The sequence below is a fragment of the Flavobacterium ardleyense genome, from assembly GCF_042686085.1.
GTDB classification, from domain to species: domain Bacteria; phylum Bacteroidota; class Bacteroidia; order Flavobacteriales; family Flavobacteriaceae; genus Flavobacterium; species Flavobacterium ardleyense.
This window is the reverse complement of the sequence record NZ_JBHUOL010000001.1, coordinates 42,671-57,487: the sequence shown is the minus strand read 5'-3', so window position 1 is coordinate 57,487 and position 14,817 is coordinate 42,671. Positions and strand designations below refer to the sequence as shown.

14 protein-coding genes are annotated in these 14,817 nt (G+C 32.3%); 11 read left to right on the top strand and 3 right to left on the bottom strand.

The features are described 5' to 3' along the window. Nucleotides 1–70 precede the first annotated feature (70 nt). The 3 genes from ACFSX9_RS00285 to ACFSX9_RS00275 are packed head-to-tail and all read left to right on the top strand — an operon-like array spanning nt 71 to nt 2,952. Nucleotides 71–703, top strand: coding sequence for a Crp/Fnr family transcriptional regulator (locus ACFSX9_RS00285; protein WP_379802941.1), 633 nt, complete (start codon nt 71–73; stop codon nt 701–703). Beyond that, complete coding sequence (locus ACFSX9_RS00280) at nt 703–1,485, top strand: sulfite exporter TauE/SafE family protein (RefSeq protein WP_379802939.1); 783 nt, start codon at nt 703–705, stop codon at nt 1,483–1,485. Before ACFSX9_RS00285 ends, ACFSX9_RS00280 begins: the two co-directional genes overlap by 1 nt. A 57-nt stretch (nt 1,486–1,542) precedes the next feature. Further along, nucleotides 1,543–2,952: an MBL fold metallo-hydrolase gene (locus ACFSX9_RS00275; protein WP_379802936.1), complete on the top strand. Its 1,410-nt coding sequence runs from the start codon at nt 1,543–1,545 to the stop codon at nt 2,950–2,952. Nucleotides 2,953–3,006: 54 nt separating this feature from the next. Here the strand turns inward: ACFSX9_RS00275 and ACFSX9_RS00270 are convergent, their stop codons facing one another. Continuing rightward, nucleotides 3,007–3,303 (bottom strand): hypothetical protein, encoded by a 297-nt coding sequence (locus ACFSX9_RS00270; protein WP_379802934.1) that lies wholly within the window; start codon nt 3,301–3,303, stop codon nt 3,007–3,009. Nucleotides 3,304–3,708: 405 nt separating this feature from the next. Here ACFSX9_RS00270 and ACFSX9_RS00265 point away from each other — a divergent pair, with 405 nt between their 5' ends. Continuing rightward, a complete protein-coding gene (locus ACFSX9_RS00265; protein ID WP_379802932.1) occupies nt 3,709–3,927 on the top strand; it encodes a hypothetical protein in 219 nt (72 codons plus the stop codon). Between the two features lie 75 nt (nt 3,928–4,002). Here the strand turns inward: ACFSX9_RS00265 and ACFSX9_RS00260 are convergent, their stop codons facing one another. Continuing rightward, on the bottom strand, nt 4,003–7,428 hold the full coding sequence (locus tag ACFSX9_RS00260; RefSeq protein WP_379802929.1) for a methylmalonyl-CoA mutase family protein: 3,426 nt from the start codon (nt 7,426–7,428) through the stop codon (nt 4,003–4,005). A gap of 164 nt (nt 7,429–7,592) precedes the next feature. Here ACFSX9_RS00260 and ACFSX9_RS00255 point away from each other — a divergent pair, with 164 nt between their 5' ends. Further along, complete coding sequence (locus tag ACFSX9_RS00255) at nt 7,593–8,849, top strand: hypothetical protein (protein ID WP_379802927.1); 1,257 nt, start codon at nt 7,593–7,595, stop codon at nt 8,847–8,849. A 135-nt stretch (nt 8,850–8,984) separates the two neighbouring features. Beyond that, nucleotides 8,985–9,695, top strand: a complete 711-nt coding sequence (locus tag ACFSX9_RS00250) for a DUF4197 domain-containing protein (protein ID WP_379802925.1) — start codon at nt 8,985–8,987, stop codon at nt 9,693–9,695. A gap of 169 nt (nt 9,696–9,864) precedes the next feature. Here the strand turns inward: ACFSX9_RS00250 and ACFSX9_RS00245 are convergent, their stop codons facing one another. Continuing rightward, a complete protein-coding gene (locus ACFSX9_RS00245; RefSeq protein WP_379803067.1) occupies nt 9,865–10,644 on the bottom strand; it encodes an alpha/beta fold hydrolase in 780 nt (259 codons plus the stop codon). Nucleotides 10,645–10,896: 252 nt separating this feature from the next. Between ACFSX9_RS00245 and ACFSX9_RS00240 the strand changes: the two genes are divergently transcribed. The 5 genes from ACFSX9_RS00240 (at nt 10,897) to ACFSX9_RS00220 (ending at nt 14,813) form a co-directional block, all read left to right on the top strand. Beyond that, nucleotides 10,897–11,529: a porin family protein gene (locus tag ACFSX9_RS00240; RefSeq protein ID WP_379802923.1), complete on the top strand. Its 633-nt coding sequence runs from the start codon at nt 10,897–10,899 to the stop codon at nt 11,527–11,529. A gap of 117 nt (nt 11,530–11,646) precedes the next feature. Next, complete coding sequence (locus ACFSX9_RS00235) at nt 11,647–12,120, top strand: Dps family protein (protein ID WP_379802921.1); 474 nt, start codon at nt 11,647–11,649, stop codon at nt 12,118–12,120. A 24-nt stretch (nt 12,121–12,144) separates the two neighbouring features. Then, nucleotides 12,145–12,330 carry a CsbD family protein gene (locus ACFSX9_RS00230; protein WP_322549644.1) on the top strand — a complete coding sequence of 62 codons (186 nt, stop codon included), beginning with the start codon at nt 12,145–12,147 and terminating at the stop codon, nt 12,328–12,330. Nucleotides 12,331–12,404: 74 nt separating this feature from the next. Further along, entirely contained in the window at nt 12,405–13,538 is a 1,134-nt protein-coding gene (locus tag ACFSX9_RS00225) for an AI-2E family transporter (protein WP_379802918.1), read from the top strand. Nucleotides 13,539–13,607: 69 nt separating this feature from the next. Then, a complete protein-coding gene (locus tag ACFSX9_RS00220; RefSeq protein WP_379802916.1) occupies nt 13,608–14,813 on the top strand; it encodes an NAD(P)/FAD-dependent oxidoreductase in 1,206 nt (401 codons plus the stop codon). Nucleotides 14,814–14,817: the final 4 nt, after the last annotated feature.

Sequence of the window (14,817 nt, the reverse complement as noted above, 5' to 3'; positions counted from 1 at the left end):
GGGTTTTAAAGTAACAAATGTAACATTTGATTTTTAAAGATTAATAGTATCTTTACAGAAATCAATGGAAATGAAAGACATATTATCGGAATCTTACGGCTATATTTTTGAAGAAGCGCTTATAGAAGAAATTGTAAAAGTGGCTTCGTACCGAGAATTTAAAGCCGATGATTTTTTAATTGAAATTGGTGATTATATCAAAACAATGCCACTCTTATTAAAAGGTGCGATAAAAATTTTGAGAGAAGATGAAAATGGTGATGAACTACTTCTTTATTTCTTAGAACGTGGCGATACTTGTGCGATGACATTGACGTGTTGCATGGGCCAATCGAAAAGTAGAATTAGAGCAATTGCCGAAACCGATGGTGCTTTACTGATGATTCCCGTTGAAAAAATGGAAGATTGGTTGACGAAATATAAAACGTGGCGAAATTTCGTGTTTGATAGTTATAATGTGCGATTGATGGAAATGCTTGAAGCAATTGATACGTTAGCTTTTATGAATTTGGACGAACGTTTGTACAAATATTTAACTGATAAAGCCAAAGTTTTAGGCAATACCGAAATCAATAACACGCATCAAGAAATTGCTTATGAAATGCACACTTCTAGAGTAGTAATTTCACGATTATTAAAAGCTTTGGAATTAAAAGGAAAGATTAAATTACACAGAAATAAAATCGAAATATTACAATTTTAATGGAGACATTTGGATATATTGGAGCAGTTTGCATCGGATTAATTTTAGGTCTAACTGGCGGTGGTGGTTCCATCTTAACAGTTCCTATCTTAGTTTATGTAATGCTTCTCAACCCGATTACCGCTACAGCCTATTCACTTTTTATCGTAGGGACAACATCAGTTTTCGGTGCTTTTCAAAACTATCGTAAAGATTTAGTGGACTTCAGGAATGGTTTTCTATTTGCAGTTCCTTCTTTTACAGCGATCTATTTAACCAGACGTTTCATAGTTCCTGTAATTCCGGATGTAATTATTGAACAACCGTTCTTATTAATGAAGAGCACTTTTCTAATGGTGTTTTTCGCTGTAATTATGATTTTCGCCTCTTTATCAATGTTGAAGAAAAAGAAAATGAATTTAGGAGAACCCAAGGTGGTTTCAATGACATTTTTAATTATTCAAACCTTTATGATAGGTTTAATTATAGGTTTGGTAGGTGCTGGTGGAGGTTTTTTAATTATTCCGTCATTAGTTTTATTTGCTAAATTACCCATGAAAAAAGCAATCGGAACATCCTTATTCATTATGGCTATGAATTCATTGATAGGATTTATGGGTGATGTCCAAAATATAGATATAGATTGGAAATTTTTGTTATCGTTTACATCTTTGTCTGTTGTTGGGATTTTCATCGGAATTTACCTAAACAGGTTTGTAAACGAAGCCCAATTGAAAAAAGGATTTGCTTATTTTGTATTAGTAATGGCAATGTTCATTCTCTACAAAGAGTTTATAGCGTAACAAAGGTTACATCAAAATCAACAAGTTAGAAGTATTTTTACAGAAAATTAGATAGTTATGAAAATAGAACAAATTTACACAGGATGTATCGCTCACGCAGCTTATTACATAGAAAGTAACGGCGAAGCTGCTATTTTTGACCCATTAAGAGAAGTGCAACCCTACATTGACAAGGCAGCAAATGCTAATGCGAAAATTAAATATATTTTTGAAACACACTTTCACGCTGATTTCGTATCAGGTCATTTAGATTTAGCTAAGAAAACCGGAGCACAAATTGTTTACGGCCCAACAGCAAATCCAAGTTTCGAAAGTATTATCGCAACTGATGGTCAGGAATTTAAAATCGGAGGCGTTACAATTAAAGCAATTCACACGCCAGGTCATACGTTAGAAAGCACTACGTATTTAGTAACAGACGAAAACGGAAAAGACCACGGAATCATTACGGGTGATACGTTATTTATTGGTGATGTAGGTCGTCCTGATTTAGCACAAGCTTTAGTAAAAGATTTAACGCAAGAAGTATTAGCTAATCATTTATTTGATTCGCTTCGCAATAAAATTATGCCTTTGAGCGATGATTTAATTGTGTATCCAAATCACGGTGCCGGAAGTGCTTGTGGAAAAAATATGAGTAAAGAAACTACAGATACTCTGGGGAACCAAAAGAAAGTAAATTACGCATTAAGAGCCAACATGACTCGTGAGGAATTTGTAGCGGAATTATTGGACGGTTTAACACCTCCACCAGCCTACTTCCCTCAAAACGTAATGATGAACATTCAAGGGTATGAAAGTTTAGATACTGTAATGACTAAAGCAGATACGCCATTATCTCCTGAAGCATTTGAAACGGTAGCCAATCAAACAGAAGCTTTGGTTTTAGATGTTCGCAATGAAGATGATTTCGTAAAAGAACACATTCCAAGTTCAATATTCATCGGACTTCATGGGCAATTTGCTCCTTGGGTTGGTGCTTTGATTCGCGATACGAAACAGCCAATTTTATTGATTACACCAAAAGGAATGGAAAAAGAAACGATCACGAGATTGTCTCGTGTAGGTTTTGACAATACTTTAGGTTATTTAGAAGGTGGTGTTGAAGCATGGAAAGCTGCAGGATTTGAAACGGATTCTATTACTTCGATTTCGCCTGAAGAATTTGCCAAACAATATGAAAATTCAATTGTTGTCGATGCAAGAAAACCAAGTGAATTTCAAGCAGAACACGTTGAAAAAGCTATAAACATTCCATTAGATTACGTAAACGAACAAATCGCTGAAGTGCCAAAAGAGGAAAAATTCCTTTTACATTGTGCTGGTGGTTATCGTTCGGTAATTATGGCTTCGATTTTAAAATCAAGAGGTTATCACAATATGATTAATGTGGAAAAAGGAATCTCAGGTATTAGAGCCGCGAATGTCCCGCTAACTGCTTTTGTTTGTCCTTCAACATTGAAATAATATTACAATTAAATTTAAAAAATCCGACTTCGCAAGAGTCGGATTTTTTTGTTACTATTCTTTTCTAAAAATATCTTCTTTCCATTTGGCCGGATTGTTTGCAATGTAATTTTGAATGTTTTCAAAGGCATATACATTGCGAATAATTTGATCGTAAAATGGGGGTTGCAATCTGAAATTGGGATTTATTTGTCGGGATGCTTTTGTTACTATTGATTTATAGGAACCCACAATTGACGAAATGGTATTTTTTCCGTGGTTTTGAAATTGCGATTGACCGATTGCCGGTAGTTCGGTTGAATCGATATCTGTTTTATTAATAATCAAAATCCCGTGAAAATGATTTGGCATTACCACAAAATTTCCTAATTCAACAAATGGAAAATGTTATGGTGTTTCCAACCAATATTTTTCGGCCAATTTTCCAATTTCGGAATTGCATTTCTTGGCTAATAATTTTTACGAATACATGATTGCAATTTTGTGTACAAATGGTAATAAAATACGTTCCGTTATTGGAATAAGCCCAGGATTGTAATCGTGCGGAAGGAATGCCGTATTTGTTTCTAACTTTATTTTGAATGGCATTGATTTTTGTAATGTTATGAAAAACAGCAATTATTCTTCAATTCTTATATAGCATACAATTCTGAGTCATATTCGCACATAGCTATTCTATAACAAATACAATAAATCTTATAAGCTCACACTGTGCGTGATAGCCTAAATTTGTATCAAACTTAAACAAACAATATTATGAATATTACAAAAATTATCGGAATCGTATTAATAGCAGCTTCATTATATGTAGGCTACATAGGTGCTAATAAAGTTTCAAACAATACTGCAGAAGTAAAAGTATTAGGATTAGAAATTGATGCGTCTAATGAAGCAGGAAAGAAAGACGGTTATATTTACCTAGGTGTTGCTCTTGCAATGTTTATTGGTGGAATTGCAGTTGTTAATAAGAAATAATCGCATTAATTATTTGATAAAAAGAAAGAGACGCTAATTATAGCGTCTCTTTCTTTTTAATTATGTTTTGAAACATTACATATTTCTTCGGTATTGTCCGCCAACTTCAAATAACGCATTTGTTATTTGACCTAACGAACAAACTTTAGTTGCATCCATTAATTTCTCAAAAATATTTTGATTACTAATTGCCGCTTCTTGTAAAATTTCAATATGTTCAGCAACTTTTTCCGCACTGGTATGATGTAAATTAGTCAACATATCAATTTGATATTGTTTTTCTTCTTCCGTTGCACGAATAACTTCAGCAGGAATAACCGTTGGCGAACCTTTAGAGCTTAAGAAGGTATTTACTCCGATAATTGGGAATTCTCCTGTATGTTTCAACGTTTCATAATACAACGATTCTTCTTGAATTTTACTTCTTTGATACATAGTTTCCATTGCTCCTAAAACACCTCCTCTTTCGGTAATTCTATCGAATTCAGCTAAAACTGCTGATTCAACTAAATCCGTTAATTCTTCAATAATAAATGAACCTTGGATTGGATTTTCGTTCTTCGCTAAACCTAATTCTTTGTTGATAATCAACTGAATTGCCATTGCTCTACGCACTGATTCTTCTGTCGGCGTTGTAATTGCTTCGTCATACGCATTGGTATGTAATGAATTACAGTTATCATAAATTGCATATAACGCTTGTAAAGTCGTACGAATGTCATTAAAATCAATCTCTTGAGCGTGTAATGAGCGCCCAGAAGTTTGAATGTGGTATTTCAACATTTGTGCTCTTTCGTTCGCTCCGTATTTATTTTTTAAAGCTTTCGCCCAAATTTTACGCGCAACACGACCAATTACAGCATATTCTGGATCTACTCCATTTGAGAAGAAGAATGATAAGTTAGGTCCGAAATCATTGATGTTCATTCCTCGGCTTAAGTAATATTCTACATAAGTAAATCCGTTTGAAAGTGTAAATGCCAATTGTGTAATAGGATTCGCTCCTGCTTCAGCAATATGATACCCCGAAATGGATACCGAATAGAAATTACGAACATTTTGTTTGATGAAATATTCTTGAACATCTCCCATTAATCTTAATGCGAATTCTGTTGAGAAAATACACGTATTCTGCGCTTGATCTTCTTTTAAAATATCGGCTTGAACGGTTCCGCGAACTTGCGTTAACGTTTTAATCTTAATCTCTTGATATATTTCTAAAGGTAAAACCTCATCTCCAGTTACTCCTAAAAGCATCAAACCTAAACCATTATTGCTTTCTGGCAAAGCACCTTGATAACTTGGTCTTGGCGTTCCTTTTTTCTTATAAATTGTAGCAATTTTCGCTTCAACTTCTTTTTCTAATCCGTTTTCAACGATGTATTTCTCACAATTTTGGTCAATAGCCGCATTCATGAAAAACCCTAACAACATAGGCGCTGGTCCGTTGATTGTCATCGAAACCGAAGTCAAAGGATGACTCAAATCGAAACCTGAATATAATTTCTTAGCATCGTCTAAACAACAAATCGAAACTCCTGCATTTCCAATTTTCCCATAAATATCAGGACGAATGTGCGGATCATTTCCATATAAAGTAACCGAGTCAAAAGCTGTTGACAAACGTTTTGCCGGCATTCCAGCACTCACATAATGAAAACGCTTGTTTGTACGTTCTGGTCCACCTTCACCAGCAAACATTCTACTTGGATCTTCTCCTTCACGCTTAAACGGATATAATCCAGAAGCAAAAGGGAATTCTCCCGGAACGTTTTCTTGTAAATTCCATTTTAAAATATCGCCCCAAGCTTGATACTTTGGTAAAGAAATTTTTGGAATTTGAGAATGGGCTAAACTTTCAGAATGCGTTTTAATTTCAATTACTTTATCACGCACTTTAAAACTATAAATTGGGTTTTTATACTTGTTGACTTTTTCGTCCCAAGTTAAAATTACTTCCCAATTGTAAGCATCCAAGTCCATTTTTATCTTATCAAATTGTTGTAATAACAATTCTAAAAATAATTTATTCTCTTCCGTTCTGTTTAATGAATCGCCAATAATTCCTGCTTTATCGATTTCTGGTAAATTACCATTAACCGATTGAATCGTCTTGAAAATTCCGTATAATTTTTGCGCTACTTCTACTTGAGAAAGTACCGTTTCGTCATATTTTCTATTGTTTTCAGCGATTTCAGATAAATAACGTGTTCTGTGTGGTGGAATTACATAAATCTTCTCACTCATTTCACGTGTAATTTCAAAAGTAGATTTTAAATCAACTCCCGTTTTCTCTACCAATTTGTCCATGATAGATTTATACAACGTATTCATTCCTGGATCGTTGAATTGTGAAGCGATAGTTCCGAAGATTGGCATGTTTGCCGTATCCTCATTCCATAAATTATGATTGCGTTGGTATTGTTTTTTTACATCGCGAATAGCATCTAAAGCACCACGTTTGTCAAATTTATTCAGAGCCACTAAATCAGCAAAATCTAACATGTCGATTTTTTCCAATTGCGTTGCTGCTCCAAATTCTGGCGTCATCACATATAATGCAACATCGGAATGATCCATAATTTCAGTATCTGATTGACCGATACCTGAAGTTTCTAAGATAATTAAATCATATTTCGCTGCTTTTAAGACTTGAATCGCCTCAGCAACATATTTAGACAAAGCCAAATTTGATTGGCGCGTAGCCAATGAACGCATGTAAACTCTAGAATTATTGATAGCATTCATACGAATTCTATCGCCTAACAACGCTCCACCTGTTTTACGTTTTGATGGGTCAACCGAAATCAATCCAATAGTTTTCTCGGGGAAATCAACTAAAAACCTGCGAACTAATTCGTCAACCAAAGATGATTTTCCAGATCCACCTGTTCCCGTAATTCCTAGAACTGGCGTTTTTGAAATTTTATTTAGTTCGTGAATTTGGTCAAAAACACTTTTTGCAATTTCAGGAAAATTCTCCGCTGCCGAAATTAATCGAGCAATAGCTGTTGGACTTTTCTCTTCAATATGCGATAATTCACCTGTTAATTTATCTCCAATAGGATAATCAGAACGTTCAACTAAATCGTTTATCATTCCTTGTAATCCCATGGCACGACCATCATCTGGCGCATAAATTCTTTCAATTCCGTAAGCTTGTAATTCAGCAATTTCGGAAGGTAAAATTACGCCACCACCGCCACCAAATATTTTGATGTGACCTGCTCCTTTTTCCTTAAGCAAATCATGCATGTATTTAAAATACTCGTTGTGTCCTCCTTGATAAGAAGTCATCGCAATAGCATTAGCATCTTCTTGAATGGCTGTGTTTACAACTTCTTCAACACTTCTATCGTGACCCAGATGAATCACCTCAACACCAGTAGCTTGAATAATTCGTCGCATAATGTTGATCGCAGCATCGTGACCGTCAAAAAGTGACGCAGCAGTCACAATTCTTACTTTATTTTTAGGGATATAAGGGGTTTGTAATTCCATGTGTAATTTTTATTCGTTTTATAGGGTGCAATTTACGAAAATTAAAAACATATTGAAGGAAAGAATTGAATAAACAAGCGTATTATATTGGACTATTTTAAATAAAGGCAATGAGTATTAATTTAAAAAAAATAATTTAAAGTATATTTGCTAAAAAACAAAATATGAACAAAGTAGCAGTATCAATTGTAGCACTTCTTTTGTGTACAGTAACATTTTCACAGAAAGCGGAAACAGAAAAGAAAAAAGTTGTGATGACGTTTCCAAAATCTGACTTTTTTAAAAATATTAAAACTTATAATATCGTTATACAAGGAGATGATAGTTGGAATAAAAAATTAGCAGATGAAAAAACCAATACTTTTGAAAATAACGTAATCAAAAACAAAATTGAAGATTACACTAGAAAGGACGAAGAAAATCCGGATATAAAAGTTTTAATTGGAATGCACGGAAGTTCGCACAAGAGTGGTGCAAATAACACGAAATCTTTAGAAGGAGATCTTAGATATTTGGTTTTAGGTAAGAATAATGAAATTATCTACGAATATGGAAAACCATCTGTAATGCACAATTCAAATTTGGATGGGAATTTCGTTAAAAGCATTAGTACTGATTTAAATGACTTAGCCTATAGATATCTTTCTAGTAACAACATACTACTTGAAAGTAAAGAAATTAGAATTGAATATGGTGTTTTCGAAAAGGTTAACGATTTTAGTGAACTACTTGACTATAATAGTAAAACAACAGAATTCCTAAGTAAAATGGATGCTCAAACACTAGACAATAATTACTTAGATGAGTTAGAGAAATTTTACACCGGATTCATTGGTAAGGAGTATAAAAAATTAAAAGCGAAAGATTATAACAAAGTAATCTATTTAAATTTAACTAATGTTGCGATGTTCCGTGGAGACTTGGAAAAAGCAGAAGAGTATTTAGAGGTTGCTAAAAAAAATGCTAGTATGTTCAATTTATGGCCAGATGAAATGAAGCGTAATATCGATGGATTAGTTACTTTGAAAAAAAATGATTTCCCAGTAAGAGTTCAAAATCTAGCTTACGATTCAGCATATTTTATTTATGTCAACGGTACTTTAATACAAAATGATAAAAAATATTCAGGCAAAATCAAAGTGCACCGTTTTCAAAATTTTCAAGAAGGAAATATCTTAACAACTGAAGATCCAGCTAACCCAAAATTATCGATTGAAAAAGAAAATGGAGAAATATCTTCATTATTTGTGAAGGTAGATACTACTATTAAAACAGAAAGCGGACTTGAATTAAAATTCTTAAAATATAAAGGTAATTTTCTATTAGTACAAAGTACTTCAGAAGGTTGCTATAAACAATACGAATCAACTTCTGACTTAGTTTATTGCGATAAAAATGGAGTAATTGAAATCAAAAATTAACTCTTAAATTAATTTACTTGTAGGGATTTAGTCTTATAACTAAGTCCCTATTTTTTTATACGAAAACCACTTAAAAAATTCAGTTGTGAAAAAAGGCATTATATTTGCATATATGTTTTTTAAAAATAAATAATTATGAAGAAAATAGTACTAAGCTTAGTCGCTTTTAGCTTATTTGCTTGTGCTGAAATGCAACAAGTAATGGATCAATTACCACAAGGAACAGGTTATTTGAGTCAAGCCGAAATTGGAAGTGGATTAAAAGAAGCATTAAATAATGGAATTACTAAACAGGTTTCTAAATTAACTGCTACAGATGGTTTTTATAGAAATGAAGCTGTTAAAATTTTCTTGCCTGAAGAATTACAAATTGTAGACAAAAAATTACGCCAAATAGGTTTAAGCAAATTAGCTGATGAAGGTCTGAAAGTTATCAATCGTGCTGCGGAAGATGCTGTTAAAGAAGCTACACCAATATTTGTTGATGCTGTAAAACAAATGTCTTTTAACGATGCTAAAAATATTTTATTAGGAACTGAAAATTCAGCTACTACTTATTTAGAAAACACAACTACTACTTCCTTACAAGCAAAATTTACTCCTGTAATTCAAAGCTCTTACTCAAAAGTGGGTGCAGATAAAGTTTGGGGTGAAATCATCACAAAATACAACAGTCTTCCTCTAGTTAAAAAGGTAAATCCAAATTTAACAGAATATACAACTAGCAAAGCAATGGAAGGTGTTTTCAAAATGATTGCGGTTGAAGAAAAAGATATTAGAACAAATCTTAATGCTAGAAGTTCTGATTTACTGAAGAAAGTTTTTGCGCTTCAAGACAAGAAATAAAGAGTAAAAATTTAGTAATCAATAACATAAGTATAACAAATCCTTAACATAGAACAGAAAAAATCTTCCGACATTTGTAATGTAATAAAAGATTCTCAATTGTTTAGTTTGGGTTAGTTTAAAAATCACTCCGATGAAAGTCGGAGTTTTTTTGTTTCTACACCTCTCGTTATCGCTTTAAATAAGCAATTACTGATTCATTAAACAATAATGCTTGTTCCACATTGACAACGTGTCCTGAATTTTGAATTACTATTAATTCGGCAGTTTTTATATGGTTTGACACCACTTGTCTTACGGAAGGTAAAAACATATAATCTTCTTCACCCATTACATATAGCGTAGGAATATCTAATTCTACTTGGCGGAACCAACGCAGTACCGGATTAATTTCGGCAGTAAGTTTAAACCATTTAATGAATTCCTTTTGATATAACTTCTTGGCTTCATTTATAAATAGCAAACGAGAATTTTTGTGATTCTTTTTAGGCATAATCACAAAAGCAAAAAACTTGTACAAAACTAAATAAGGTAAAACATATTTAAAGGTATTGCCTAACCGCATTAAAATCTGGGAACGGAAATTCATTTTCAAAATTGCGCCTCCTAGAATCATTGTCTTTACGCGTTCTGGATGCATTTCTGCTAATTGACGAATTACAATTGAACCTAGAGAAATTCCAACGAAATGCGAAGTTTCAATCTTTAGATGATCAATCACTTCCTTTATATCGTTCGCAATGGATTCGAACGTATATTTTTGTATGAATGCATCTTTTATTTGTTTGTTCGAATTACCGTGACCTCTTAAATCAAGTAATAAGACATTAAAATGCTTTTGAAAATCACGAATTTGCTTAAACCATATAGAAGAACTGCCTCCTGCTCCATGAACAAAAGTAACCCATTCTGTGCTCGATTCGTTTTTATATATAGTATAGGAGATCAAATCTTCAATTTTGCTCAAATATACACCTTTACATTTGACTGAAAAACTAAACAACTAATAAAATTATGATACTATAATTAAAAGTATCCTACAGGAAACTATATCTTAATAAATTGAATATCACTAATTTGAACAAATAGAATAAATAATAGTACTGAAATTATATAAACATTGCTCAAATTCGTGTAACACACGGGAGTGCTATTTGTTAGACATTTGCACTATAATATTAATCATATTAAAACAAATACTATGAAAAACGTAACAAAAAAAGTAGCTACCCTTGCGGTATTATTTATGGCAACAATTTCTTTCGCACAAGATGGTGATGATCGTAATGAATTAAAATTTGGTGTTAAAGCCGGAGTTAACTTCGCAAATGTTTATGACGAAAAAGGAGACGATTTCGTAGCAGACGGAAAAGCAGGATTAGCAGTTGGTGCTTTCGCATCTATTCCATTAGGAGAATTGTTCGGTATTCAACCAGAGGTAATGTATTCTCAAAAAGGATACAAAAGTAGTGGAAGCATTTTAGGAATTGGTTACGATTACAAAGTAACTTCAACTTATTTAGACATCCCTGTATTATTGCAAGTTAAACCATCTCAGTACTTTACTGTTTTAGCTGGTCCTCAATTTTCTTATTTATTAGATACTAAATATGAATTAAACGGAAACTCTACAATTGATGAAGAACAAATCAACGGTGATAACTATAAAAAAGGAGTTTTTGGAGCTGTTGTAGGAGTTGACTTTAACTACCAAAATTTTGTATTAGGAACAAGATTAGGATGGGATGTTAGTAAAACTAACGAAGATGGAGATTCAAGCTCACCACGTTACAAAAACAAAGTAGTTCAAGTTACTTTAGGATATAGATTCTAATAACTTATTGGAATTCTATAAAGATATTTAAAAATATTGTAACGCCTGAATATACTACAAAAACTAACTTTGTAATTAAGAAATCAAAAGAATATTAATTTAAAAAATAAATTAGAAATGGAAGCTAAGATTGGATTACCAAAAAAAGATTTAACCAAATCTATTGACAACTTAACACTATTGTTAGCTAATGAAATGCTATTGTATGTAAAAACAAGGAAGTTTCATTGGAATATATCAGGAAACAGTTTTATGGAATTGCACAAATTGTTTGAAAGTCATTATGACTTACTTGCAACAACGGCAGATGAAGTTGCAGAGCGAATTAGTGCTCTGGGCGGAAAAGCAATTGGAAGTATGCAAGACTTTATCAAACATGGCCAAATTGAAGAAAATACAGACTCGTCAAATACGCAAAAACAAATGCTAGATGAACTAATGAGTAATCACGAAACAGTGATGGTTCAAATTAGAAAATCGATTGACGAAGTTGGAGAGAAAACTGATGACGTTGTTACAGAGGACTTTCTAACAGGTATTTTAAAAATGCACGAAGATATTTCGTGGCAACTAAGAAAATATTCAAATTAATTAATAACTTTAAAACACACTATTATGAACACGACAGGATTAAAAGGAAAATGGAACGAAGTTAAAGGTAAATTAAAACAAGAATTTGCAGATTTAACAGATGATGATTTACTTTACGAAGAAGGTAAAGAAGATGAATTGTATGGTAGACTTCAACAAAAAGTTGGAAAAACCAAAGATGAAGTTAAAAAGATGATCGCTGATATGTAATATTTAGTATCATTGCAAAAAAAAGGAGTTTTTTATTTTAAAAGGCTCCTTTTTTTTAAATAATATAAACCCAAATGGAAACTAAAACTACCCAACATATTGCTCTTGATTTCTTTGTTGTCATAGCAATAGTTTTTACCGCTTACATGCTTCAAGGCATTTTAGTACCGTTATTGATCTCAATCATTTTAAGTGTACTAATTTTTCCTGTAGTATATTTTCTAGAACGAAAACTTCGCTTTAATAGAATATTTTCAGCAACATTTTCTGTGCTGTTTTTATGTTTGTCAATATTTGCAATAGTTTCTTTTATTGGCATTCAATTTAACGAGATTATCTCTAAAAGTGATACCTATATTTCACAAATAGAGAAAAAAATAAAGCCACTAATACATCAAGCTGAAGTATCAACCGGGATTAAAACGGACAAAATAATTGAGTCTGAAAACATGAAAATGGAAAAAGTTGTGGAAAACAATTTTTCTAACATCACTAGTTTTCTAATGGCTTCTGGAGGTTTTGTAGGTAATATGGTTGTTGTGCCTCTTTATATGTTTTTCTTTCTGTTATATCGAAAATTTTTTATAAGTTTTATTTATACCATGTTAGAAAAAAGGTGTTCTAAAAATGATACAAAAGTAATTTTAGGAAAACTCTATGATGTGCAACAAAACTATTTAGTTGGGTTAATTACTGTAATGTTTATAGTTGGAGTCCTCAACTCTGCTGGTTTGTTATTATTAGGAATAGACTTCCCATTCTTCTTTGGATTTTTATGTGCTTTACTTCTACTAATTCCTTATATCGGAATTTTAATTGGATCACTCTTACCTGCTTTAGTGGCATTTGCTACAAAAGATTCGTATTGGTATGCAATTGGAGTTATCGCCATTTTTACTTTTATACAAATTCTTGAAGGAAATATTATTACACCAAAGATTACAGGTTCAAAAGTAAGTGTAAATGCTTTTGTGTCAATATTATCTTTTGTTGTTTTCGCAATGCTTTGGGGAACATCGGGAATGATTTTAGCCTTACCAATAACAGCCAGTTTAAAAGTAATCTTCGACCATTCTGAACGATTTAAAGCGTACGGTTTTTTATTGGGCGAACCCACAGATGAATTTTTAAAAAGCAGGGCAAGAAGAAGATTGAAAATCTGGAGACAAATTAGAAAAGAGAGAAAAAATCGTATACTACAATCGTAGTGTAACTTGATTTTTTTAGTAGTAAAATATTAAATAGTAAGGTAATTCATTTAAATATATAGTAGCAATATGGATTTAAAATCAAATGAACCTTTTTGGTTGATAAAAAATGGAATGCCTAATTCATACCCTTCTGTAGCGTCAAATATAGAAACAGAAATTTTAATTGTTGGTGCTGGAATTACAGGAAGTTTAATTGCGCATCAGTGTATTAAAGATGGTTATAAAACAACTATAATCGACCGACGAGATGTTGCGAACGGAAGTACTTCTGCTACTACATCTATGTTGCAATATGAAATTGACGTTCCGTTATATAAATTAAAAACTCAAATAGGTGATGAAGCAGCAACAGAAAGCTATAAAGCTTGTTTAGAATCAATTTCAAAATTGGAAGAAATTACCAAAGAAATTAAATCGGACTGTGGTTTCAAAAACAAAGAATCTCTTTATTTTGCATCTTATAAAAAAGATGTTTCCTGGTTAAAGGAAGAATTTGAAGCACGAAAAAAAGCTGGATTTGATGTAAAATGGTTGGAAGCAGATGCTATTGAGCAAAAGTTTGAAATAAAAAATTCATTCGGAGGTATTTTATCAAATGCTGGTGCCAGTATTGACGCTTACACTTTATGTCATGAATTATTAGACTACAATTCAAAAAAAGGATTGGCTGTTTATGACAAAACCACAATAAAAAATACGATTTATAAGGCAGATGGAATTAAAGTAACTACTGAAGATAATCACATTATTTCTGCTAGAAAAATAATTTATTGCAATGGGTTCGAAGGAACACAAATTATTAAAGAAAATATCGCGAATTTATTAGCTACATACGCGTTAGTTTGCGAGCAAGATTTAGAAATTCCAAAAAAAATAGTTAATACATTAGTTTGGAATACTGCTCAACCTTATCTTTACATGCGCACAACGGATGATAACCGATTACTGATTGGTGGTGAAGATGTGAGTTTTGTTAATGGTAAGAAAAGAGACGCATTACTTACCGTTAAAACAAATAGATTAGAAGAAAAATTAAAAAAAATATTTCCAGATTATTCTTTTAAAACAGATTACTCTTGGGCAGGAACATTTGCAGAAACAAAAGATGGTTTACCTTATATTGGTGAACACGACGATTTTAAAAACGCATTGTTTGTGCTTGGTTTTGGCGGAAATGGAATTACTTTTTCAGTAATAGGAATGGATATAGTTTCCGATTTATTAAAAGGTAAAAAGAATAAATTAGCGGAACATTTCAGATTTGGAAGATAATTTC

Bases quoted from the DNA above. Each gene is read 5' to 3' on its own strand.
- ACFSX9_RS00240 (WP_379802923.1), top strand. From the start codon at position 10,897: ATGAAAAACGTAACAAAAAAAGTAGCTACCCTTGCGGTATTATTTATG.
- ACFSX9_RS00235 (WP_379802921.1), top strand. From the start codon at position 11,647: ATGGAAGCTAAGATTGGATTACCAAAAAAAGATTTAACCAAATCTATT.
- ACFSX9_RS00285 (WP_379802941.1), top strand. From the start codon at position 71: ATGAAAGACATATTATCGGAATCTTACGGCTATATTTTTGAAGAAGCG.
- ACFSX9_RS00255 (WP_379802927.1), top strand. From the start codon at position 7,593: ATGAACAAAGTAGCAGTATCAATTGTAGCACTTCTTTTGTGTACAGTA.
- ACFSX9_RS00275 (WP_379802936.1), top strand. From the start codon at position 1,543: ATGAAAATAGAACAAATTTACACAGGATGTATCGCTCACGCAGCTTAT.
- ACFSX9_RS00280 (WP_379802939.1), top strand. From the start codon at position 703: ATGGAGACATTTGGATATATTGGAGCAGTTTGCATCGGATTAATTTTA.
- ACFSX9_RS00270 (WP_379802934.1), bottom strand. From the start codon at position 3,303: ATGCCAAATCATTTTCACGGGATTTTGATTATTAATAAAACAGATATC.
- ACFSX9_RS00265 (WP_379802932.1), top strand. From the start codon at position 3,709: ATGAATATTACAAAAATTATCGGAATCGTATTAATAGCAGCTTCATTA.
- ACFSX9_RS00260 (WP_379802929.1), bottom strand. From the start codon at position 7,428: ATGGAATTACAAACCCCTTATATCCCTAAAAATAAAGTAAGAATTGTG.
- ACFSX9_RS00230 (WP_322549644.1), top strand. From the start codon at position 12,145: ATGAACACGACAGGATTAAAAGGAAAATGGAACGAAGTTAAAGGTAAA.
- ACFSX9_RS00250 (WP_379802925.1), top strand. From the start codon at position 8,985: ATGAAGAAAATAGTACTAAGCTTAGTCGCTTTTAGCTTATTTGCTTGT.
- ACFSX9_RS00225 (WP_379802918.1), top strand. From the start codon at position 12,405: ATGGAAACTAAAACTACCCAACATATTGCTCTTGATTTCTTTGTTGTC.
- ACFSX9_RS00220 (WP_379802916.1), top strand. From the start codon at position 13,608: ATGGATTTAAAATCAAATGAACCTTTTTGGTTGATAAAAAATGGAATG.